25 protein-coding genes are annotated in these 19,970 nt (G+C 66.7%); 14 read left to right on the forward strand and 11 right to left on the reverse strand.

All coding sequences use genetic code 11. From position 1 onward, the window contains the following. The first annotated feature begins 8 nt into the window (after positions 1-8). From gatB to CJ014_RS02930, 8 genes are all read left to right on the forward strand, one after another. On the forward strand, positions 9-1,487 hold the full coding sequence (gene gatB / locus CJ014_RS02895) for an Asp-tRNA(Asn)/Glu-tRNA(Gln) amidotransferase subunit GatB (RefSeq protein WP_100078991.1): 1,479 nt from the start codon (positions 9-11) through the stop codon (positions 1,485-1,487). 199 nt (positions 1,488-1,686) lie between these two features. Then, complete coding sequence (locus CJ014_RS02900) at positions 1,687-2,466, forward strand: motility protein A (RefSeq protein WP_100078992.1); 780 nt, start codon at positions 1,687-1,689, stop codon at positions 2,464-2,466. A 35-nt stretch (positions 2,467-2,501) separates the two neighbouring features. Further along, a complete protein-coding gene (locus tag CJ014_RS02905; protein ID WP_100078993.1) occupies positions 2,502-3,365 on the forward strand; it encodes an OmpA/MotB family protein in 864 nt (287 codons plus the stop codon). 87 nt (positions 3,366-3,452) lie between these two features. Next, positions 3,453-3,749 (forward strand): PilZ domain-containing protein, encoded by a 297-nt coding sequence (locus CJ014_RS02910; RefSeq protein ID WP_100078994.1) that lies wholly within the window; start codon positions 3,453-3,455, stop codon positions 3,747-3,749. 277 nt (positions 3,750-4,026) lie between these two features. Continuing rightward, entirely contained in the window at positions 4,027-4,734 is a 708-nt protein-coding gene (locus tag CJ014_RS02915; protein WP_100078995.1) for a glutathione S-transferase N-terminal domain-containing protein, read from the forward strand. A 236-nt stretch (positions 4,735-4,970) separates the two neighbouring features. Beyond that, positions 4,971-5,294, forward strand: coding sequence for a PilZ domain-containing protein (locus tag CJ014_RS02920; RefSeq protein WP_100078996.1), 324 nt, complete (start codon positions 4,971-4,973; stop codon positions 5,292-5,294). A gap of 255 nt (positions 5,295-5,549) precedes the next feature. Beyond that, positions 5,550-5,816, forward strand: coding sequence for an SEL1-like repeat protein (locus tag CJ014_RS02925; RefSeq protein ID WP_100078997.1), 267 nt, complete (start codon positions 5,550-5,552; stop codon positions 5,814-5,816). Between the two features lie 186 nt (positions 5,817-6,002). Then, entirely contained in the window at positions 6,003-6,680 is a 678-nt protein-coding gene (locus tag CJ014_RS02930) for an orotate phosphoribosyltransferase (protein WP_100078998.1), read from the forward strand. A gap of 102 nt (positions 6,681-6,782) precedes the next feature. On the opposite strand, the gene arsC is transcribed toward CJ014_RS02930, so the two are convergent. After that, complete coding sequence (arsC, locus tag CJ014_RS02935) at positions 6,783-7,214, reverse strand: arsenate reductase (glutaredoxin) (RefSeq protein WP_100078999.1); 432 nt, start codon at positions 7,212-7,214, stop codon at positions 6,783-6,785. Positions 7,215-7,364: 150 nt separating this feature from the next. Here arsC and dusA point away from each other — a divergent pair, with 150 nt between their 5' ends. Together dusA and CJ014_RS02945 are read left to right on the forward strand one after the other, a co-directional pair. After that, entirely contained in the window at positions 7,365-8,351 is a 987-nt protein-coding gene (gene dusA, locus CJ014_RS02940; protein ID WP_100079000.1) for a tRNA dihydrouridine(20/20a) synthase DusA, read from the forward strand. A 20-nt stretch (positions 8,352-8,371) separates the two neighbouring features. Next, positions 8,372-9,349, forward strand: coding sequence for a bile acid:sodium symporter family protein (locus tag CJ014_RS02945; protein ID WP_100079001.1), 978 nt, complete (start codon positions 8,372-8,374; stop codon positions 9,347-9,349). A gap of 126 nt (positions 9,350-9,475) precedes the next feature. Here the strand turns inward: CJ014_RS02945 and CJ014_RS02950 are convergent, their stop codons facing one another. Genes CJ014_RS02950 through CJ014_RS02960 form a run of 3 tightly spaced genes read right to left on the reverse strand, consistent with a single transcriptional unit; the run spans position 9,476 to position 10,786 of the window. Further along, positions 9,476-9,787: a hypothetical protein gene (locus tag CJ014_RS02950; RefSeq protein WP_100079002.1), complete on the reverse strand. Its 312-nt coding sequence runs from the start codon at positions 9,785-9,787 to the stop codon at positions 9,476-9,478. A 4-nt stretch (positions 9,788-9,791) separates the two neighbouring features. Next, positions 9,792-9,989 (reverse strand): DUF1289 domain-containing protein, encoded by a 198-nt coding sequence (locus CJ014_RS02955; protein ID WP_100079329.1) that lies wholly within the window; start codon positions 9,987-9,989, stop codon positions 9,792-9,794. 5 nt (positions 9,990-9,994) lie between these two features. After that, a complete protein-coding gene (locus CJ014_RS02960; protein WP_100079003.1) occupies positions 9,995-10,786 on the reverse strand; it encodes an adenosylcobinamide-GDP ribazoletransferase in 792 nt (263 codons plus the stop codon). A gap of 135 nt (positions 10,787-10,921) precedes the next feature. Here CJ014_RS02960 and cobT point away from each other — a divergent pair, with 135 nt between their 5' ends. After that, positions 10,922-11,947: a nicotinate-nucleotide--dimethylbenzimidazole phosphoribosyltransferase gene (cobT, locus tag CJ014_RS02965; protein ID WP_100079004.1), complete on the forward strand. Its 1,026-nt coding sequence runs from the start codon at positions 10,922-10,924 to the stop codon at positions 11,945-11,947. A gap of 60 nt (positions 11,948-12,007) precedes the next feature. Here cobT and CJ014_RS02970 read toward each other — a convergent pair whose 3' ends face one another. Further along, positions 12,008-12,964: a polyprenyl synthetase family protein gene (locus CJ014_RS02970; RefSeq protein WP_100079005.1), complete on the reverse strand. Its 957-nt coding sequence runs from the start codon at positions 12,962-12,964 to the stop codon at positions 12,008-12,010. Between the two features lie 240 nt (positions 12,965-13,204). Between CJ014_RS02970 and CJ014_RS02975 the strand changes: the two genes are divergently transcribed. Further along, entirely contained in the window at positions 13,205-13,450 is a 246-nt protein-coding gene (locus tag CJ014_RS02975; RefSeq protein ID WP_100079006.1) for a putative signal transducing protein, read from the forward strand. Next, entirely contained in the window at positions 13,444-14,220 is a 777-nt protein-coding gene (locus CJ014_RS02980) for a tRNA1(Val) (adenine(37)-N6)-methyltransferase (protein WP_100079007.1), read from the forward strand. Before CJ014_RS02975 ends, CJ014_RS02980 begins: the two co-directional genes overlap by 7 nt. Position 14,221: 1 nt before the next feature. On the opposite strand, the gene CJ014_RS02985 is transcribed toward CJ014_RS02980, so the two are convergent. From CJ014_RS02985 to CJ014_RS02995, 3 genes are all read right to left on the reverse strand, one after another. Further along, positions 14,222-15,253 carry an endonuclease/exonuclease/phosphatase family protein gene (locus CJ014_RS02985; RefSeq protein ID WP_165790724.1) on the reverse strand — a complete coding sequence of 344 codons (1,032 nt, stop codon included), beginning with the start codon at positions 15,251-15,253 and terminating at the stop codon, positions 14,222-14,224. Positions 15,254-15,379: 126 nt separating this feature from the next. Further along, a complete protein-coding gene (locus tag CJ014_RS02990; protein WP_100079009.1) occupies positions 15,380-15,889 on the reverse strand; it encodes a methylated-DNA--[protein]-cysteine S-methyltransferase in 510 nt (169 codons plus the stop codon). A gap of 7 nt (positions 15,890-15,896) precedes the next feature. Then, positions 15,897-16,802: a DMT family transporter gene (locus CJ014_RS02995; protein WP_100079330.1), complete on the reverse strand. Its 906-nt coding sequence runs from the start codon at positions 16,800-16,802 to the stop codon at positions 15,897-15,899. A gap of 127 nt (positions 16,803-16,929) precedes the next feature. Between CJ014_RS02995 and CJ014_RS03000 the strand changes: the two genes are divergently transcribed. Further along, complete coding sequence (locus CJ014_RS03000; RefSeq protein ID WP_100079010.1) at positions 16,930-17,598, forward strand: bifunctional transcriptional activator/DNA repair enzyme AdaA; 669 nt, start codon at positions 16,930-16,932, stop codon at positions 17,596-17,598. On the opposite strand, the gene CJ014_RS03005 is transcribed toward CJ014_RS03000, so the two are convergent. The 3 genes from CJ014_RS03005 to CJ014_RS03015 are packed head-to-tail and all read right to left on the reverse strand — an operon-like array spanning position 17,506 to position 19,793. Then, positions 17,506-18,054: a flavin reductase family protein gene (locus CJ014_RS03005; protein WP_100079011.1), complete on the reverse strand. Its 549-nt coding sequence runs from the start codon at positions 18,052-18,054 to the stop codon at positions 17,506-17,508. The genes CJ014_RS03000 and CJ014_RS03005 overlap by 93 nt on opposite strands. Before the next feature lie 30 nt (positions 18,055-18,084). Next, the gene (locus CJ014_RS03010) at positions 18,085-18,732 is read right to left on the reverse strand and encodes an SGNH/GDSL hydrolase family protein (protein ID WP_100079012.1); all 648 of its coding nucleotides are present in this window, start codon (positions 18,730-18,732) and stop codon (positions 18,085-18,087) included. Positions 18,733-18,761: 29 nt separating this feature from the next. Further along, positions 18,762-19,793: an acyltransferase family protein gene (locus CJ014_RS03015; RefSeq protein ID WP_165790725.1), complete on the reverse strand. Its 1,032-nt coding sequence runs from the start codon at positions 19,791-19,793 to the stop codon at positions 18,762-18,764. Positions 19,794-19,970 lie beyond the last annotated feature (177 nt).

The following is a 19,970-nucleotide window of genomic DNA, read 5'->3' on the forward strand; positions in this document are numbered from 1 at the left end:
AGAAGAACATGAACATGGCAGTCCGCACCCCCGACCCCAAGAAGATGATCAAGGGCGCCACCGGCGACTGGGAAGTGATCATCGGCCTCGAGGTGCATGCGCAGGTCACCTCCAACGCCAAGCTGTTCTCCGGCGCGTCGGCCGTGTTCGGCGCTGAGCCGAACATGCACGTCTCGCTGGTCGACGCGGCGATGCCGGGCATGCTGCCGGTGATCAACGAGGAATGCGTGGCGCAGGCCATCCGCACCGGCCTCGGCCTCAAGGCGGCGATCAACCTCTATTCGGTGTTCGACCGCAAGAACTACTTCTACCCCGACCTGCCGCAGGGCTACCAGATCAGCCAGTACAAGCAGCCGATCGTCGGCGAGGGCAAGGTGCTGCTCGACATGCCGGAGGGCGTGGTCGAGATCGGCATCGAGCGGCTGCACCTCGAGCAGGACGCCGGCAAGTCGATCCACGATCAGCACCCGACCATGTCCTTCGTCGACCTCAACCGGTCGGGCGTGGCGCTGATGGAGATCGTCTCCAAGCCGGACCTTCGTTCGTCGGAGGAGGTGAAGGCCTATCTCGCCAAGCTCAGGACCATCCTGCGCTATCTCGGCACCTGCGACGGCAACATGGAAGAAGGCTCCATGCGCGCCGACATCAACGTCTCCGTGCGCAAGCCCGGCGAGCCGCTCGGCACCCGCTGCGAGATCAAGAACGTCAACTCGATGCGCTTCGCCGCCCAGGCGGTGGAATACGAGGCACGCCGGCAGATCGGCATCATCGAGGACGGCGGCGAGATCGACCAGGAGACGCGGCTCTACGACCCCGGCAAGGGCGAGACGCGCTCGATGCGTTCCAAGGAAGAAGCGCACGACTATCGCTACTTCCCCGATCCCGACCTTCTGCCGCTGGAGCTCGATCCGGCCTGGGTCAAGAGCCTGGAAGCCGATCTCCCCGAGCTGCCGGACGAGAAGAAGGCCCGCTTCGTCGCCGACTATGGCATCACGCCCTACGACGCCATGGTGCTGACGCTCGAACGCGCCTCGGCCGACTATTACGAGCAGGTGGCCAAGAGCCGCGACGGCAAGGCCGTCGCCAACTTCATGATCAACGAACTGTTCGGCCGCCTCAACAAGGACGGCAAGGGCATCGAGACGTCGCCGGTTTCCCCCGCCCAGCTCGGCGCCATCGTCGACCTGATCGGCGACGGCACGATCTCCGGCAAGATCGCCAAGGATCTGTTCGAGATCGTCTACACCGAAGGCGGCGATCCGAAGGCGCTGGTCGAGGAACGCGGCCTCAAGCAGGTCACCGACACCGGCGCCATCGAGAAGGCCGTCGACGAGGTGATCGCCGCCAATCCCGACAAGGCCGAGCAGGCCAAGGCGAAGCCGACGCTGAGCGGCTGGTTCGTCGGACAGGTGATGAAGGCGACCGGCGGCAAGGCCAATCCGCAGGCGGTCAACGACCTCGTCAAGCGGAAGCTCGGCATCGAGTAAGGGCGGCACAAGCTGCCGTTCTGCCAAAGCAATTTGCGCGAGGGCGGCCTTTGGGTCGCCCTTTTGCTATGCTGCGGAAGGTTTGGTTAACCCTGTTCGTTAAGCCTACCTTATCCCCGTCATCCCTAATGTCGGGGGGCTGGGGTTCCGCGGTGCAGGCCGCCTTGTGTGTCTCATTCCCCCCGGCCTCAGGCGACTGATGGACATTGCAACCCTTCTAGGCGTTTTCGGCGGCTTCGCTGTGCTTTACCTGGCCGTCGTGCTGGAAGGTTCGAACATCACGATGTTCATGAACCTTCTGGCGACCAATGTCGTGGTCGTCGGCGCACTGGTCGCCATGCTTGGCCGCTACACGCTGAAAACCTTCCCGGTGGCCGTGTTCGGCGGCTTCAAGGAAGCGATCATGTACAAGACGCATGATACCTTCCACCTGCTGGACCAGTTGACCGAGATCGCCGAGGTTGCGCGCAAGCAGGGGCCGCTCGGCCTCGAGAAGCTCGAGATCGACGAGCCCTTCCTCCAGAAGGCGATCCAGATGATCGCCGACGGCTATTCGGGCGAAACCATCCAGCACGTGCTGGAGCGCGAGCGCGACCTGCAGCACGAGCGCCTGCACATGGGGCACACCGCCTGGGCCAAGATCGCCGAGGCGGCGCCCGGCATGGGCATGGTCGGCACCATCATCGGCCTGGTGTCGCTGTTCGCCCACATGTCCGACCCCAAGCAGATCGGGCCTTCGATGTCGATCGCCCTGCTGACCACGCTCTATGGAGCGATCGTTGCCAACGTCGTGGCGGCGCCGGTGGCCGACAAGCTCGCCAACCGCGCCAACCATGAAGCGGAAGTGCAGTCGATGATCATCGACGCCGTATTGCTGATCCGCGAGAACAAGAGCCCCAAGCAGGTGCACGAGGAGCTCCTCTCCTACCTGCCGCTCAAGCATCGCGCCAAGGCCGAGGCCGAGAAGGAAGCGGCCTGACGGCCGGATCGAGCAGAAAACGAAAGGGCGGCGGGATGAGCGGCAGGAAGAAGGGCGGCGGCGGTGGCGGGCATGGCGGTGCGCCGTGGGTCATCACCTTCGCCGATCTCATGGCTCTCCTGATGGCGCTCTTCGTGATGATCGTTTCCTTCTCGAACCAGGACGAGCAGAAGCTGAATGACGCCGCCGGCTCGATGCGCGACGCTTTCGGCTACCAGTCGGTGCAACGGCCGGCCGGCATGATCGAGCAGAGTGGCCTGCCGGAGCGCAAATTCCTGCGCAACGTGCAGCCGATGTCTTTGTCCGAAGCGGTCGAATTCGCCACCGATTTCAACGATCAATACGAAAAGCAGGGGCCGGAGGTGAATACCAACCGGTTCGAGAAGGCCGCCGAGAGCAAGCCGCGCGAGTATCTCACCGCTTCCGAATCGTTGCGCCAGGCGCTGCAGGATCTGCCCGACTACGCCGAACTCTCCAAGCAGATCATTCTCGACGTCGCCAACGACGGCCTGCACATCTCGATCATCGACCAGGATGGCCGGCCGATGTTCGGCTCGCAGTCGAGCGAGCCGACCGACCGCATGAAGATCCTGCTGTCGCGCATTGCGCCGGTCATTCAGCAGATGCCGGGCCGGTTGCAGATCATCGGACACACCGAATCGACCGGCGACATGGCCGTTCCCGGCGGCGCCGCCTGGGCGCTGTCGGCCAAGCGGGCGCTGACCACGGCGGAAATCCTCGGCAGCTTCGGCCTCGGCGCCGGCAGCCTGGCGCAGGTGGTCGGCGTGGCCGACAAGGACCCGATGTTCCCCGACGATCCCTTCCTGTCGGGCAACCGGCGCATCGAGCTGGTGCTGCTCAAGGAAGCACCGGCGATGCCGAGCGACAGCCCGTTCTAACGGGCACGGACACCGCCGGGCCGGAGCAAGGCCGGGGCAAGGAACCGGGCGCAGATTCTGCCGGATATCCTCCGACAAGGCCCAGCCATGACCGATCCTACCCAGCCGGACGCCGGCAATCGCCGCCGGGAAGACCGCCACAGAACGCGGCTCAGGCCCGGCATCCTGCGCAGCCGTGACGGCCGGCGGCTCGCCGAGTGCCTGATCCGCGATCGTTCGGCGGGCGGAGCGAAGCTCGTGCTCATCGAGGAACGGCTGCTGCCGCTCGAGCTGGAACTCGAGGACGAGGCCGATCATCGTTGCTACGACATCCGCATCGTCCGTCGCAACGGCCTGGAGGTCGGCGTCGTCGTGGAGCGGGAGAAGGGCGCTCTTTCGGCCTGAATCCGCGATTGCCCGCATGAACACGCCGAGTTCATCGCGCGCCCCTTTTCGCCGCCGCGGCGGACCAATATGCTGTCATGCCGTTAGCGCACGAACGCCTTCATTCGAGCCGTGTCCGGATCGGTCCGCAACGAATGAAGGCGTCAGGCGTGCGGTATTGGTTTTTAATTCCCGCGCGGCCGGCGACGCCGGCAGGTATTTGCTCATTGATCGCGAACGTGGATCGAGCGCCGGTGCCACCGCACGGGCCGCTTCCGGAGAAGGCGAGGAGAAGCCGATGACTGCGACCCAGACCAAGCCGATCGACCTCTACTACTGGCCGACGCCCAACGGCCACAAGATCACCATCATGCTCGAGGAGCTCGGCGTTCCCTACGACCTGCATTTCATCAATATCGGCAAGGGCGATCAGTTCCAGCCCGATTTCCTGGCGATTTCGCCCAACAACAAGATGCCGGCCATCGTCGACCCGGAAGGGCCGGACGGCAAGCCGATCTCGATATTCGAGTCGGGCGCCATCCTGCTCTATCTCGGCCGCAAGTTCGGCAAGTTCTACCCTGAGGACGAGCGCGGCCGCGTCGAGGTGGAGCAATGGCTGATGTGGCAGATGGCCGGCTTCGGGCCGATGCTCGGCCAGAATCACCATTTCGCGCTCTACGCGCCGGAGAAGCTTCCCTACGCCATCAAGCGCTACCAGGATGAGACGCACCGCCTCTACGGCGTGCTCGAAAAGCAGCTCGCCGGCAAGGAGTATGTCTGCGGCGACTATTCGATCGTCGACATCGCCTGCGTCGGCTGGGCGCGCGGCTGGGAGCGGCAGGCGATCGAGGCGGCCGAGTTCCCCAATGTGATGGCCTGGATCGACCGTGTGTCGAACCGGCCGGCCGTGGCGAAGGCGCTCGCCATCACCGCGCCGACGCCGCCGAGCAATCTCGCCGACGACAAGGAAGCGCAGAAGGTGCTGTTCAACCAGCGCGCCCGCTGACGGCGGCACCGCCGGGCCGGCGCGAAAGCCGGCCCTGTCGATGGCCGATACGATGGGCGTTTGCATGGCCCCGGCGTCGCCAGGACGCCGGGGCTTTTTTGTCGAAGCATGAATTCGTCATGCATTCAGCCCGATAGGCTGCGTTCGTTCCACTTTGATATATCTTTTGGTTTCTCCCTGAATAATTGATTTGTCGGTGTGTGCTTGCCTTGCGGCAGTCGTGACGGAGTTCGCGCATGGCAATGTCGCCGGCCTCGCCAGAAATGCTGGAGGTCATTAGAAATCTTCGCACGCCGAAGATTCGGGTTGGTGACGGACGAAAATATAAACGCGTGAAGTGTTTCTTGCTCGCCACTTTGCAGCATGGAAAATATACTTGTGAATGTATCGTCGAGGATATGAGTGTTGGCGGTTGCAGGGTCAACAACACCGACGGTCTGCTCGCGGTCGGCGAGATGGTGGTCATCGACATTCCCGAACAGAAGATGTCGCTGAACGGCATGGTGATGTGGGTTCGCGGCAAGGCGGCCGGGCTGCGTTTCAACCTGACGGGCCGCTGATCTTCCCTTGTGGTTTCCATTTGGTTTCGCGTCGGCGTCGGTCCGCCCCGGCGGGTGAGGGCAATTTCCCCGAAAACGGCGGATTCGATGGTTGACGGGCGTTAAACGTAACCGTCGCTTAGGAAATTGTTGGCCTCTTGTTAAGTCTGCAATTTAATCTGCTTTTTAATCAATTGGCTCAGCATGATCACATCTTCGGAAAACGGAGAGGCGAGGCAAAAGACCTCGGACAATACGTAAACAGGGAATGTCATCATGGCTCGTCTTGAACTGAATTCGTCCGATCAGATGGCCGGCGGCGCCGGCGCCACCAGCGATATCCTTTACGAACTCGGCGTGATGTACGCGGTCGGCCGCGAGGTCGAGCAGAACCTCATCGAAGCCCACAAGTGGTTCAACATCGCCGCTTTCCGCGGATCGGAGAGCGCCGCCCGCTATCGTCGCGAGCTCGCCGGCGAGATGTCGTCGGCCGAGATCGCCGCGGCCCAGCGCGAAGCCCGCGAGTGGATTTCGCTGCATTGATCGACGCGGCCGGCCCCGGAACGGGCCTTGCGGCAAGAAACGGAAAACATGTGCCCGGGCGTGCGGGCGACTGACGGCGGTTCTCCCCGAGCGAAGAGCCGCCGTTTTCTATGGAGGACCGGCGAAGGGCGGGACAGGGCCGGCAAGCTGTGCTATGGCCGGGCAAATCAGCCAGAGGACCCGTCCATGGACAAGTCGTTCATCGCCCGCGAGACCGCCCGCCTTCTGCTGGAGGTCGAGGCCATCCAGTTCAATCCGGAAAAGCCGTATATCTTCACCTCCGGCTGGGCGAGCCCGGTCTATACCGACTGCCGCAAGCTCATTTCCTTCCCGCGCCTCCGCAAGCGGCTGATGGCCTTCGCCGAGGAGATCATCCTGTCCGAGATCGGCGCCGAGTCGCTCGATGCGGTGGCCGGCGGCGAGACGGCGGGCATTCCCTTCGCCGCCTGGCTGTCCGACCGGCTGGAACTGCCGATGCTCTACGTGCGCAAGAAGCCCAAGGGCTTCGGCCGCAACGCCCAGATCGAGGGCGACGTCAAGGAAGGCGCCCGCGCCATCCTGGTCGAGGACCTCGCCTCCGACGGCCGCTCCAAGCTCATCTTCACCAAGGCGATGCGCGATGCCGGCCTCAAGGTGAGCCACGCCTTCGTCGTCTTCCACTACGGCATCTTCCCGTCGTCGACCGAGGTGCTGGCCGCCGACGGCATCACGCTGCACGCCCTCGCCACCTGGTGGGACGTGCTCGCCGAGGCCAAGGCGTCGAACCGCTTCCCGGCGGCGATGCTGTCCGAGGTGGAAAAGTTCCTGCACGCGCCGGCCGAGTGGTCGGCGGCGCACGGGGGCAGGGCGTCCTTCGAGGGGTGAAAGTTTAGATCGTCGTGCGTCCTAACGGACGCACGACGATCTAGTTTTTTGTTATCGCATCGGATTTTCCGAAAACCGGATTCCACTTTTCGGTCCGATGCTCTAGACGGCCCGCTTGCCCTCGGCGTCGATGACCAGTTCGCCGTCCTCCTTGGCGAAGGGGCCGGGCGGCCAGCGGTCGAGAAGGTCGAGCACCGTCTCGCTCGGCCGGCAGAGGGCGGTGCCCTTGGCCGTCACCACGATCGGCCGCTCGACGAGGATGGGATGGGCGATCATCGCCTCGACGATATCCTCGTCGGCCACCGAGGGATCGGTGAGGCCGAGTTCGACAGCCGGCGACTTCTTGACGCGCAGCGCATCGCGCGGGCTGAGGCCGGCGTCGGCCAGGAGCGCCAGGAGCTGCGGCTTGGTCCAGCCGGTCTTGAGATACTCGACCACCGTCGGCGCATAGCCTGCCGCCTCGACGATGCGGACGACGTTGCGCGACGTGCCGCAGTCGGGATTGTGAAAGATGACGATGTCGGTGACGGGCATGTCGGACCTCCCTGGGTGTGCCTCGTTATAGCCCGCGCTGTCGCCAACCGAAACGATTTGCCGCCCTTCGCGCGCTTTTGAACCCGGCTGTCCCTCGTCTTTTCGAGACTTTTGGCTTATGGGAGCGGGAACTCCCGCGACAAGGACCCGATGAGCCACTACGCCGCCCCCGTTTTCGCCATTGCACCGATGCTCGATTGGACGGACCGCCATTGCCGGCTGTTCCATCGGCAACTGAGTGCGCGCGCGCTGCTCTATACGGAGATGGTGACGACGGCGGCGATCCGGTTCGGCGATCGCGAGCGGCTCTTGGGTTTTTATCCCGAGGAACATCCGGTCGCCCTGCAGCTCGGCGGCTCCGATCCGGCCGAGCTGGCGTTTGCCGCCAGGGTGGGCGAGGACTGGGGCTATGACGAGATCAATCTCAACGTCGGCTGTCCGTCGGATCGCGTGCAGTCCGGCCGGTTCGGCGCCTGCCTGATGCTGGAGCCGGCGCTGGTCGCCGACTGCGTCGCGGCGATGCGGGCGGCGGTGAAGGTACCGGTCACCGTCAAGTGCCGCATCGGCATCGACGAGCAGGATCCGGAAGAGGCGCTCGACCGGCTCGCCGACGCGGTGATCGCCGCCGGCGTCTCCGCTCTCTGGGTGCACGCCCGCAAGGCGTGGCTGAAGGGGTTGAGCCCCAGGGAAAACCGCGACATTCCGCCGCTCGACTACGATCGCGTCCGCCGCCTCAAGGTGCGCCATCCGGAGGTGTTCATCGGCATCAACGGCGGCATCGCCGACCTCGATGCAGCCCTCGACCTCCTGAAGACGCTCGACGGCGTCATGCTGGGGCGCACCGCCTACCAGGAGCCGGCGCTGCTCGGTTCGGTCGACCGGCTCGTCTACGGCGCGGCCACCGAGGATGCCGACCCGTTCGCCGTGGTGGAGCGGATGCGGCCGCACATCGCCGCCCATCTTGCCGCCGGCGGCCGCCTCTCCGCCTTCACCCGCCATATGCTCGGTTTGTTCCACAAGGTCCCCGGCGCCCGCGCCTGGCGCCGCATCCTGACCGAGGGGGGTGTCAGGGAAGGCGCCGGCCTCGAGGTCATCGACGCGGCGCTCGACGTGCTCCAGCGCCGCAAGGCCGCCTGATACCCGAAAGTTCGCCCGCCGTGTCCCTCCGCCTGCCCAAATTCGATTACTTCCTGGTCGGCCTCGTCCTGATGGTGGCGCTGGCGCTCATCTGGCCGACGCCCGGCATGAGCGGCGGGCCGCTGCACTTCGAATATGTCACCACCTACGGCGTCTCGGTGGTGTTCTTCCTCTACGGGCTGATGCTGTCGCCGGAGCGGATGAAGGCGGGCGTGCTGCACTGGCGCCTGCACATCTGCGTGCAGTTCGCCACCTTCGTGCTGTTTCCGGTCCTGCTGCTCGCCGCCCGGGCACTGATGCCGGGCCTGTTCTCCGACGACCTGTGGCTCGGCTTCTTCTACGTGGCGGCGCTGCCGTCCACCGTGTCCTCGTCGGTGGCGATGACCAACATCGCCCGCGGCAACGTGCCGGCCGCCGTGTTCAACGCCTCGCTGTCGAGCCTGCTCGGCGTGTTCGTCACGCCGCTCCTGATGAGCTGGTACATGCACAGCAACGGCATCGACATGCCGCTCCTGCCGGTGATCCTCAAGGTGGTGATGCTGGTGCTGGTGCCGATCGCCCTCGGCCAGATCGCCCGCCGCTGGCTCGGCGGCTGGGCGCACCGCAACGCCTTCTGGGTGAAGCTCGCCGACCGCTCCACCATTCTCGCCATCGTCTACAATTCCTTTTGCGATTCCGTGGCGGCCGGCGTCTGGAGCGCCGGCGACCTCTCGGTGGTGCTGGAGATCGCCGTCGCCTCGGTGGTGCTGTTCCTGGTGGTCTATCTTGTCATGAACGGCGTCTGCGCCGTCATGGGCTTCAATATCCGCGACCGCATCGCCTGCCAGTTCTGCGGCTCGAAGAAGTCGCTGGCGACCGGCGTGCCGCTGGCGCCGGTGATGTTCGGCCAGAACGCCGCCATTGGCCTGATCGTGGCGCCGATCATGGTGTTCCATTTCCTGCAACTGGTCATCGTCAGCGTGCTGGCGGCGCGCTTTGCCAAACGGGCGACCGATTGATCATACCAAGAGGCATTGGAAATGCCCCTTGGTATTCCGTTTGCCGATTTCTCATGCCTCTGATGCACATGAGAAATCGGCAATGCTTTCAATGAGCGGATGCGTCGGCATCTTCGCGAATTGGGATCAAATCGCCGTCGAGCGGGCGTTGCCGCTCGGCACCACTACCGTCGGCTCCTGGTGGAACCAGCGGTAGCCGGCGGCGAGCGCCAGGAACACGGCGAGCCAGACCGCGATGTGCCACAGCCGGGCGTCGACGCGGTGGCGGCCGATGGCGAGCGAGGCGCCGATCAGCAGCGCGAAGATCGACAAATAGGCGGCGTTGGCGAACTGGGCCGGGGCGAGGCCGGCGATGCTGCCGGATCCGCCGAAGAGCAGGAGGATGCCGGTGGCGATGACGAGGATCGCCACGGCGATGTAAAGCACGGGTTGCCGCATCGGCTCAGGCCTTCGATCGGGATATGCTGTCCTGAATGTCGGCTTGCCTGAGCCGCTCCGCAAGTCCGCCCATGATCGCCCGCCGCTCTTCCGGGCTCATCGACGTCCAGCGGGCGATCTCGTCGAGCGTGCGGCCGCAACCGCGGCAGAGGTTGCCGCCTTCGAGGATCCGACAGACCTTGACGCAAGGCGTCTCCACCATCGTTGTCACCTGCCGATCAGGAGGCCGATCAGGAAGGCCGCCTCCGCCAGCACCTGCGTGGCGCCGAGGATGTCGCCGGTCTGCCCGCCGATCTTCTCGCGGGCGAAGGCGCCGAAGGCGAGGGCGGCAAAGCCGGCAAGGGCGATGCCGAGCAGCGTGGACGGCGCGCCGACGAGCGCTGGCAGCGGCGACAACAGCAGCACCGTCAATCCGGCGCCGATGGCAAGGGCGCGGCGGTCCGGCCGGCCGAGCCGCGCCGCGAGGCCGTCCGGCCGGGCATTGGGCAGCGCCGCCCAGAGGGCGGCCATGGCGAGGCGGCTCATGGCGCCGCCGCCCAGCACGGCGAAGACGCCGGCCGCCGGCTGGGCGAACAGCGCGCCATAGGCGCTCGCCCGGATCAATGTCGAAAGGATCAGCGCCAGGCCGGCGAAGGTGCCGATGCGACTGTCCTTCATGATGGCGAGCCGCTTTTCGGCCGTGGCGCCGCCGACGAGGCCGTCGGCGCTGTCGGCGAGGCCGTCCTCGTGCAGCGCGCCGGTCGGCGCCACCAGGATCGCCACGACAAGCAGGCCGACCAGGAGATCCGGCAGGCCCGCCGCGTTGGCCGCGAGCCCGACGAGCGCCGCCGGCAGGGCGATCAGGAAGCCGGCGAGCGGGATCATGGCCGCCGCCCGCGGCAGCTCCGGCAGGGCGCCGGTATCGTCCCGCCGTCCGAGCTGCGGCACCGGCAGGCGCGAGAAGAAGCGGAGCGAAGCGCCGAGATCGGCTAGACGGTGGAGGAGTTCATCGCGGAGCATTCTTCGTTTGTAGGCCGCGGAGCGAGTCATGTATAGCGTTGAGCCCGCTAAATGTTGTGTCATTTCGTGGTATTGCAGCGGTTCCGGCACAAAATCCAGAGCCGCCGTTTCCAGTTCAATCAGGAAGACGAAGCTATGATTCCCTCGATGTCCGGCCTGCCGTTCGACGATTTTCGCGAGCTGATCCGTTCGATGCCGGGACCGGACGAGGCTTCGGTCGATGCCGTCCGCGCCCGCAACGCCCAACTGACCAAGCCGCTCGGCTCGTTGGGCCGGCTCGAGGAACTCGCCGAATGGCTGGCCGCCTGGCAGCGGGTGGAACGGCCGGCGGTGCGCCATCCGATGGTGTCGATCTTCGCGGCCAGCCACGGCGTGGCGGCCAAGGGCGTGTCGGCCTTTCCGGTCGAGGTGAACTTCCAGATGGTGGCCAACTTCACGGCCGGCGGCGCCGCCATCAACCAGCTCTGCAAGAGCTACAATTACGGGCTCAAGGTGTTCGAGCTGGCGCTCGAGGTGCCGACGCCCGACATCACCGAGCAGGATGCCTTCGACGAGGCCGGTTGCGCCGCCACCATGGCCTTCGGCATGGAATCGGTGGCCGGCGGCACCGACCTGCTGATGCTCGGCGAGATGGGCATCGGCAACACCACGGTGGCCGCCGCCATCTATCACGCGCTCTATGGCGGCGCAGCGGCGGACTGGATCGGCCGCGGCACCGGCGTCGACGACGCCGGCCTGACGCGCAAGCGCGACGCGGTGGCCGCCGCCGTGGCGCGCCTCGGCAGGGGCGAGCGCGACGGCCTGGAGGTGCTGCGCCGGGTCGGCGGCCGGGAGATCGCCGCCATGGCCGGCGCCATCATCGCCGCCCGCCACCAGAATATCCCTGTGGTCGTCGACGGCTATGTCGTCACCGCCGCCGCGGCGGTGCTGCACGCCGTCGATCCGCATTCGATCGACCACGTCCAGATCGCCCATGCCTCGGTGGAGGGCGCCCATCGCGACGTCATCGCCCGACTCGGCAAGGAACCGATCGTCGACCTGCGCCTGCGCCTCGGCGAGGGCACCGGCGCCGCCATCGCCGGTTCGATCATCCGCGCGGCGGCCGACGTCCACGGCGGCATGGCGACCTTTGCCGAAGCCGGCGTTGCCAACAAGGATTGAGTCATAAAAATAGCCCGGCCAAACGGTTGGCCGGGCTATTTCATCCGATTTCCGAGGACGTCAGCTGACGCGGCTGACGCAGAAATGCACCACGTCCTCCAGCGCCGCCCGGTAGGGGCCTTCCTCCAGCACGCCGAGGGCGGCGATCGCCTTGTCGCCATAGGCGCGGGCGCGCTCGACGGTGGCGGCGATGGCCTGGTGCTTGCCGAGCAGCGCGATGGCATGGTCGAGGTCGGCGTCCTCGATCTCGCCGCGCTCGATGGTGCGCTCCCAGAACGCTCGGTCGGCGTCGCCGCCACGGGCGGCGGCGATCAGGATCGGCAGCGTCACCTTGCCCTCGCGGAAGTCGTCGCCGACCTTCTTGCCGAGCGTCATCGACGAGCCGCCGTAGTCGAGCGCGTCGTCGACCAGCTGGAAGGCGAGGCCGAGCTGGGTGCCGTATTCGGCGAGCCCGGCGCGCACGCCCGCGGAACTGCCGGCGATGATCGGGCCGACCTCGGTGGCCGCCGAGAACAGCGCCGCCGTCTTGGCGTTGATCACCTGAAGATATTGCACTTCGCTGGTCGTCAGGTGCTTGGCGGCGACGAGTTGCAGCACCTCGCCCTCGGCGATCACCGCGGCGGCGCGCGACAGCACGGCCAGCGCATCGAGCGAGCCGACCTCGACCATGGTGCGGAAGGCCTGGCCGAGCAGATAGTCGCCGACCAGCACGCTCGCCTGGTTGCCCCAGACCATGCGGGCCGACGGCTTGCCGCGCCGGAGCTCGCTCTCGTCGACCACGTCGTCGTGCAGCAGCGTCGCCGTGTGCATGAACTCGACGGTGGCGGCCAGCTTGACGTGGCCGTCGCCCCGGTAGCCGCAGGCCAGCGCGGCGGCTAGCGTCAGCATCGGCCGCAGGCGCTTGCCGCCGGAATCGATCAGGTGGCGGGCGATCTCGGGAATCATCTCGGCATTGGCGGCGGCCATGTCGAGGATCATCTGGTTGACCCGCTGCATGTCGGCGTCGACGAGCTGCATCAGGGGCGCGATCGACTTCTCGCGCGGTGCTGCCGGAGCGTTGCTGTGCTGAGGTGCGACCGAGCTCAAACCTTCCACTCCCGAAACCGTCCGTCCGGCTTGCCGCCGGTTGTATCCACAACGCTTCCCGACACGAGTCGGTGCCCGCGCCCCGGAAAGATTAAGTGGGTGACCATTAGGCCGCCAAGCGGATAATGTCGAATCTCATCGGGGATAGCCATCGGCAATTCCGGAGGTCTCATGGAAGAATTGATCCGAACCAACGATCTGGTGACCATCTCCTTCGTCGAGGCGCTGCTGAAGGACGCCGATATCGGCTACATCGTCGCCGATCAGGCGATGAGCGCCCTCGAGGGCATGGTCGGCGCCTTTCCCCGCCGTATCCTGGTCGACGCCGACGAGGCCGACTGCGCCCGCCGCCTGCTGACCGATGCCGGTCTCGGCGCCGAACTCCGTCCCAGGGCGAAGACGGAACCGGGATGGTGACGACGCCGGACGCCGTGAGCCGCGACGGCTTTCTCGGCAATCAGCTCCTGATCGACCAGCCGCGGGCCGGTGCGCACCGGGCCGGCCTCGACGCCGTGCTGCTCGCCGCCGCCTTGCCGGACGGCACCGCCGGCCACGTGGTCGACCTCGGCGCCGGCGTCGGCGTCGCCGGCCTTGCCGCGGCGCATCGGTTGGCCGAAACGCGCGTCACGCTGGTGGAGATCGATGCGGACCTGGCGCGGCTCGCCGAGGGCAACGCCGCTCTGAACGCCACCACGGCCGGCCGGGTCCGCGTCGTCGTCGCCGACCTGCTGGCGCCGGCCGCCGAGCGCCGGACCGCTGGGCTCGCGGACGACATGGCCGACCACGTCGTCATGAATCCGCCGTTCCACCCCGCCGATCGCGGCCGGTCGTCACCGGCGCCGGCACGGGCGCGGGCGCATGCGCTGGCGGCCGACGCCATCGACGGCTGGGTCCGCGCCGCCGCCGCCATACTGAAGCCATCCGGCACCCTGACGGTGATCTTCCGCGCCGACGAATTGCCGCGGCTTTTCTCGGCGATCGGCAGCCGCTTCGGTTCGCTCGCGCTGTTGCCGATCCATGCGCATGCCGGCGAACCGGCCCACCGGCTGATCCTGCGTGGCCGGCCGCAGGGGCGGGCACCGCTTCGGATATTGCCGGGCCTCGTGCTGCATGCACCGGGTGGCGGCTTCCGTCCGGATGTCGAGGCGGTGCTGCGCGGCGGCGCGCTGCCGGCCGCCTGGTGGTAGGTCAGGGCAGGCGCAGGTCGGCGATCACCGGCAAGTGGTCGGAGCCGATGTCGGGACCGACCTCGAAGCGCTTCACCTCGATATTTGGCGAGACCAGGATGTGGTCGACCGGCGAGCCGACATAGAAGCGTTTGACCAACCAGCGCTTTGAGAAACGGGTGGTGGACGGCCAGCCGGTGCCGGCGGCGTCGACCAGTCCGGATGTCTTCAGGAACGACTGAAAGAACGGCGACCAGGTCGGCGTATTGAAATCGCCCATGGCGACGATGGGCGTTCCCGGCGCCTCGGCGGCGATCGACCGGGCGATAGCGTCGAGATAGGCGTTGCGGCTTTGCCATTGGTCGAAACTGCGCGGCGTGGTGGGGTGCAGCACGTAGACAACGAGGGCCGGCGCGTCTGGAGATGCGGCGTTCGTCGTGTCGGGCGGGGCGAGCTCCAGCCTGAGCGGGCTGCCGCCCCAGCCCAGACCCGGTACGACCGGAATGTTGCGGACGTGCTCGGCCTTGAGGATTTTCCAGCCGGACCAGGCCATCACCTCCGGGTGGCGGCCCAGGAGCTCGGCCGGCGGCGTCGACGGAAAATGGCTGCGTAGCGCGTCGAAATGCCGCAGCACATAGCCGCTGACTTCCTGCTGGCCGAGCAGGTCGATGCCGGACCGGGTGCTCCAGGCAACGAGATCGTCGTAGTCGCTGCGGCCGCCCAGCACGTTGCTGGTGGCGACGCGCAGCTCGCGTCCGCCGGCCGAGGCGGCGGCGCGCTCGACCGGCGTGAAGAGCGGCAGGCCGTTGAGCACGGCGAGGACGAGGGCGATGGCTGCCAGGATCCGGTGGCCGGCGACGAGCGCCACGAGCGCGGCGGCGACGGAAACGCCGAACAGGGCGGGCAGGAAGAAGGTCAGAAGATCGCCGTAGTAGAAGCTGTCGGCGTTGAACCGGGCCAGTGTCGCCGCCGCAACCGCCGCGACGAGGGCAATCGTGACGGAGCCGGAGAATTTGCGCCGGACCGGAGCCGCACTGAATTCGAATGCCGTCATCTGACTTCCCAAAACCTCGGCGAACCGGCCCGACATCGATGGTCGGGAAATTCTGCGGCAATCTTGTGAACGCTGACGCCAGACTTGCCCACCGGGACGGGAAAAGCAAGGAGTGGGCCAGGGAGGCTAAAACAGGCTGCCCTGAAGGTCGCCGGGGCCGCCGCCCTGCTCATGCGCCAGCAGCCAGCGCTTGGTATCGATGCCGCCGCCGAAGCCGGTGAGGGCGCCGGAGGCGCCGATCACCCGGTGGCAGGGTACGATGATCGGGATGGGATTGGCGCCGTTGGCGGCGCCGACGGCGCGGCTCGCCGCCGGGCGGCCGATGCGGGCGGCGAGCTCGCCGTAGGAGATGGTCGCGCCATAGGGAATGGCGGTCAGGGCCCGCCAGACGGCGAGCTGGAAGGGCGTGCCCACCGGCATCAGCTCGAGGTCGAAGTCGCGCAGCTCGCCGGCGAAATAGGCCGACAGTTGGGCGCGCGCCTCGACGAACCGGCCGTCGTCGCGCCGCCACTCGTCATGCGGGGCGACCCGGCCCTTGCCGGTGGGAAAACCGACTTTCGACAGGCGCACGCCATCGCCGGCCAGGAGCAGCGGACCGATGGGGCTTTCGAGATAGGTGTAGACGACGTCGAACATGGGCGCCTCACGTGGCGGGGGCTCGCCGCAGCATGGCGAAGATGCGGCCGTCGATCGACAGGAGACCGAGGGCGATCAGCGCCATCCCCAGGAAATGGCTCGATGACAGCCGCTCGCCGAGCACGAGGCTGCCGAGCAGGATGGCCGAGACGGGGATCAGCAGCGTCACCAGCGACGAGTTGATGGCGCCGCCGACCGACAGGATATGGAAGAAGATGATGTAGGCGAGGGCCGTCGAGATCAGCGCCAGGGCGAGAAGCGCGCCGATGGTGACGAGATGCGGCGCGGCGAGACCCCAGGGCGCGTCGACCAGAGCGACGAGCGGCAGCATCATCACCGTGGTGGCCGCCGTCTGGCCGAAGGCGCCGACGGCCGGCGCGATGCCCATGCGGCGGAACCGGCGGCCGAAGGTGCCGGCGAAGCCGTAGGAAAGGGCGGCGCCGAGGCAGGCGACCAGCGCCCAGAGGGGCGGACCGTTGCCGGCAAAGGCGCTGCCGCTCATCAGCACGACGACGCCGACGACGCCGAGCAGCACGCCGGCGATCTTCTGCGGCGTCATTTTCTCGTCGGCCGTCAGGAGGTGGGCGACCAGGATGGAGAAGATCGGCGTCGTGGCGTTGAGGATGGAGGCAAGGCCGGAGGCGATCGCCGTCTGTCCCCAGAAGATCAGGCTGAAGGGGATGAGATTGTTGAGAAGGCCCATGCCGAAGAAGGCGCGCCAGACGTCGCCGCTCCCCGGGATCGTCCGGCCGGTCGCCCGCAGGTAGACGTAAAGCGCCGCCGCGGCGATCGCCACGCGGCCGAGCACGACGGTGAACGGCGGCAGCTCGGCGAGCGCCACCTTCGAGAAGAAGAACGATCCGCCCCAGAGGACGGAGAGGAGAAGAAGCAGGCCCCATTCGAGGAGGCCCATCTGCGGCGCTTTGGTCAAGGAAGCCTCCTGGCTGACGAGCGGATAATCGTCTGCCGAGCCGCGGATCGCTCGCCGGATTCGGACTCGGTTCGTCGACCTTGCGCAGAGCGGGTGTACAATTCCTGTCATGAGCCTCGACATCACCCTTTGCGAAGCGGCCTGGATGGCCCGCGACCCGGCCTATGACGGCGCGTTCTTCGTCTGCGTGCGGACGACCGGCATCTATTGCCGCTGCGTCTGCCCGGTGAAGCCGCCGCTCCGGCGCAACGTCGAATTCCTGCCGAGCGCCACCGCCGCCGAGCTTGCCGGCTACCGGCCGTGCCTGCGCTGCCGGCCGGAGACGGCGCCCTTCTGCCCGGCGTGGAAGGGCACGCTCGCCATCGTCGAGAAGGCGGCGCGGCTGATCAAGGACGAGGGAGCGCTCGATGGCGATGGCGGCAACGTCGAGGCGCTGGCGGCGCGCGTCGGTGTCGGCGGCCGGCACCTGACGCGCCTTTTCCGCCGCCATCTCGGCGCCAGCCCGATCGAGGTGGCGAAGACGGCGCGGGTGCAGCGGGCCAAGCGCCTGATCACCGACACCGATCTGCCGATGACCGATATTGCCCTCCAGGCCGGCTTCGGCAGCCTCCGGCGCTTCAACGCCGTGTTCCGCGAAGTCTACAAACGCCCGCCGGGCGAGATGCGGCGCGGGCGGCAGGGAAACCTAAACGCCGTCCGGCAGCTTGGAGCGCATCGCGGTCCGGCGATCGATGGTCTCGCCGTCGACGACGAAGGTGCCGTCGCCGACGGCGTGTAGCGTCCGCCGCTCCCGGCGGCCGGGATCGATCCAGGCGGCGATCCCGTCGAGCACGATGATGCCATGGGGCTCGAGGATGTCGACGACACGGCACTCGACGTTGCCAAGGCAATCGGCGAGCAGCGGGGCTCGCATGTGCCGCGCCGGTGCGCGCGCGAGATCGAAGGTCTTGAACTTGTCGGTATGCTGGCCCGAACTGGTGCCGATGCCGATCACCTTGTCGATCAGATCGACCGTGGGGATGGCGAGGACGCACTCCTTGCTGCTCGACAGCGCCGTGTAGGAGTAGTTCCAGGGGCCGGTCTTGATGGCGAAGGTCGGCGAGAAGTCCAGCACCATGGTCCAGGTGATGGTCATCACGTTGTCGCGTTGGCCGTCGCTGGTGGTCACCAGCACGACGGGACCCGGTTCCAGCAGTGTGAATGCCCGGCTGAGGGGCAGTTCCTCGAGCGCCATGGCGGCCTCCTTCTGACTAGCCCATCCCTTTCAGATGGGGTAGCCGACCGCCTTCAGGAAGGCGCGGGCGATGATCAGGTGGCCGGTCAGCGTCGGGTGGACGCGGTCGGTGGCGATGCCCATCGGGTGGATGTCGGCCATCACCTCGTCGAAGGCGGCCTGCGTGTCGACGAAGACGGCGCCGTGCTTCTCGGCGAGCCTTTTCACCACCGCGCCGTAGTCGTCGATCATCTGGCGCATCGGGTCGGCGCGGTTGAATTCGACGAAATAGGGCGCCATCAGCACCAGCCCCCTGAGGCGCGGCAGGGTGCGGACGATCAGCCGCTCCAGCGTCGCCTCGTATTCGCCGATCAGCACGTGGTTCTCGGTCTGGAGGCGGGCGTCGAACTGCCGCCAGACGTCGTTGACGCCGATCATGACGGAGAGCCAGTCCGGCTTCAGCGCCTCGACGTCGGTCGCCCAGCGGGCTTCGAGGTCGCGCACGGTGTTGGCGCTGACGCCCATGTTGACGACGCGGATGCGGTGGGCGGCGTGCGTGACGTTGAGGAAGGCGTTGACGAGGCCGACGTAGCCGGTGCCGAGGGAGTCGAACAGCGCCTCGCCGACCGGCCGGGCGCGGCTCCAGTCGGTGATCGAGTCGCCGATGAACAGCAGCTTGCTGTCCCTATCAATCTTCACGTTCCTTCCTCCCTTTCGAGCGGCGGCTCTCACCACACGCGGTTCAGCCAGCTCCTGACGCGGTTCTCGTAGGCGTAGAACGACAGGAAGCCGATCGCCACGGCCAGCACCAGGCCAAGGAGCTCATGGCTCGGCAGGCTGCCGAACAGGTGTTTCTTGTATTGGTAGAACGGCTGTTGCCACAGGTAGATCGAGAACGAGCCGATGCCGAGCAGCCGGAGCGGTTTCCAGGACAGCGCCGATCGGACCCACCGCGGCGCCTCGGCCAGGTGGTTGACGGTAAAGGCGAGAAAGAACGGCGCGACCGTCATGGTCATCATCCACGGAAACACCGAGCCGACGTAGAGCGCCGACCCCAGGGCGAAGGCGGCGACCGGCATCCAGGGGCGGACGTAGGGCGCGGTTCGGTCCCTGAGGAGAGAGTAGCCGGCCGAAAGCAAAAGATTGGTTGCCGCCACCTCGCTGCGCACCCAGTATTCCTTGGGGGGCGCGATAGACGGGAAGGCGAAATAGCTCAGATGAATGGCGATGGTGAGAAGGCCGAAGCCGATCAGCGCTCCGCCTTCCCGGCCGCGCAGGAAAGGGAGAAGGGTCAGGAGCGACAGGAAGATATAGGAGTGCTCCTCGACGTTCAGCGACCAGAGGTGGCCGATCGGGTAGGGGCTGGCGAACATGTGGGGGTAAGCCGGCAGGTAGGAGCGGAGGAACAGCGCCGTCGGCACCACTTCCCGCGCCGGAGCCACCTTGCCGATCAGCGCGGCGATGGCGAAGACGATCAGCAGATACAGCAGGAAGGCGGGAATGATGCGCGATATGCGGCGCTTGTAGAAGGTGACGAGCGGCACGCGGCGCTGGAACAGGATGCGGCTCATCAAAAGGCCGGACAGGCAGAAGAACACGTCGACGCCCATGCGTCCGCTGTGCCAGCCCTGGATCGCCAGGAAGTGCCCCTGCAGCACCAGGAGAATTGCCAGCCCGCGCCAACCGTCCAGATAGTCGATGCGTTGCAGTTCGCTGCCGCCATGGCGAACCGACGAAGACACCATTTTCTCGATCGTCATGATTTGGCTCGAAACGAACCGTCGCGCGACTGGCGGCCGGACTGCGGCAGTCATCCCGGAAAATCGTGATGAAATGGTGACCGTGGCAGACGGGAAGCGGCCCTCCAAATACGACAAAGCGCCCGGCATCCCCTTGGGGATCGAGCGCTCACGTCGTACCGGCGGCTGGTACCTGGC

It is taken from the genome of Pleomorphomonas carboxyditropha (assembly GCF_002770725.1).
Classification (GTDB): Bacteria; Pseudomonadota; Alphaproteobacteria; order Rhizobiales; family Pleomorphomonadaceae; genus Pleomorphomonas; species Pleomorphomonas carboxyditropha.

Bases quoted from the DNA above. Each gene is read 5' to 3' on its own strand.
- gatB (WP_100078991.1), top strand. From the start codon at position 9: ATGAACATGGCAGTCCGCACCCCCGACCCCAAGAAGATGATCAAGGGC.
- CJ014_RS02900 (WP_100078992.1), top strand. From the start codon at position 1,687: ATGGACATTGCAACCCTTCTAGGCGTTTTCGGCGGCTTCGCTGTGCTT.
- CJ014_RS02905 (WP_100078993.1), top strand. From the start codon at position 2,502: ATGAGCGGCAGGAAGAAGGGCGGCGGCGGTGGCGGGCATGGCGGTGCG.
- CJ014_RS02910 (WP_100078994.1), top strand. From the start codon at position 3,453: ATGACCGATCCTACCCAGCCGGACGCCGGCAATCGCCGCCGGGAAGAC.
- CJ014_RS02915 (WP_100078995.1), top strand. From the start codon at position 4,027: ATGACTGCGACCCAGACCAAGCCGATCGACCTCTACTACTGGCCGACG.
- CJ014_RS02920 (WP_100078996.1), top strand. From the start codon at position 4,971: ATGGCAATGTCGCCGGCCTCGCCAGAAATGCTGGAGGTCATTAGAAAT.
- CJ014_RS02925 (WP_100078997.1), top strand. From the start codon at position 5,550: ATGGCTCGTCTTGAACTGAATTCGTCCGATCAGATGGCCGGCGGCGCC.
- CJ014_RS02930 (WP_100078998.1), top strand. From the start codon at position 6,003: ATGGACAAGTCGTTCATCGCCCGCGAGACCGCCCGCCTTCTGCTGGAG.
- arsC (WP_100078999.1), bottom strand. From the start codon at position 7,214: ATGCCCGTCACCGACATCGTCATCTTTCACAATCCCGACTGCGGCACG.
- dusA (WP_100079000.1), top strand. From the start codon at position 7,365: ATGAGCCACTACGCCGCCCCCGTTTTCGCCATTGCACCGATGCTCGAT.
- CJ014_RS02950 (WP_100079002.1), bottom strand. From the start codon at position 9,787: ATGCGGCAACCCGTGCTTTACATCGCCGTGGCGATCCTCGTCATCGCC.
- CJ014_RS02955 (WP_100079329.1), bottom strand. From the start codon at position 9,989: ATGGTGGAGACGCCTTGCGTCAAGGTCTGTCGGATCCTCGAAGGCGGC.
- CJ014_RS02960 (WP_100079003.1), bottom strand. From the start codon at position 10,786: ATGCTCCGCGATGAACTCCTCCACCGTCTAGCCGATCTCGGCGCTTCG.
- cobT (WP_100079004.1), top strand. From the start codon at position 10,922: ATGATTCCCTCGATGTCCGGCCTGCCGTTCGACGATTTTCGCGAGCTG.
- CJ014_RS02970 (WP_100079005.1), bottom strand. From the start codon at position 12,964: ATGCAGCTCGTCGACGCCGACATGCAGCGGGTCAACCAGATGATCCTC.
- CJ014_RS02975 (WP_100079006.1), top strand. From the start codon at position 13,205: ATGGAAGAATTGATCCGAACCAACGATCTGGTGACCATCTCCTTCGTC.
- CJ014_RS02980 (WP_100079007.1), top strand. From the start codon at position 13,444: ATGGTGACGACGCCGGACGCCGTGAGCCGCGACGGCTTTCTCGGCAAT.
- CJ014_RS02985 (WP_165790724.1), bottom strand. From the start codon at position 15,253: ATGACGGCATTCGAATTCAGTGCGGCTCCGGTCCGGCGCAAATTCTCC.
- CJ014_RS02990 (WP_100079009.1), bottom strand. From the start codon at position 15,889: ATGTTCGACGTCGTCTACACCTATCTCGAAAGCCCCATCGGTCCGCTG.
- CJ014_RS02995 (WP_100079330.1), bottom strand. From the start codon at position 16,802: ATGGGCCTCCTCGAATGGGGCCTGCTTCTTCTCCTCTCCGTCCTCTGG.
- CJ014_RS03000 (WP_100079010.1), top strand. From the start codon at position 16,930: ATGAGCCTCGACATCACCCTTTGCGAAGCGGCCTGGATGGCCCGCGAC.
- CJ014_RS03005 (WP_100079011.1), bottom strand. From the start codon at position 18,054: ATGGCGCTCGAGGAACTGCCCCTCAGCCGGGCATTCACACTGCTGGAA.
- CJ014_RS03015 (WP_165790725.1), bottom strand. From the start codon at position 19,793: ATGACGATCGAGAAAATGGTGTCTTCGTCGGTTCGCCATGGCGGCAGC.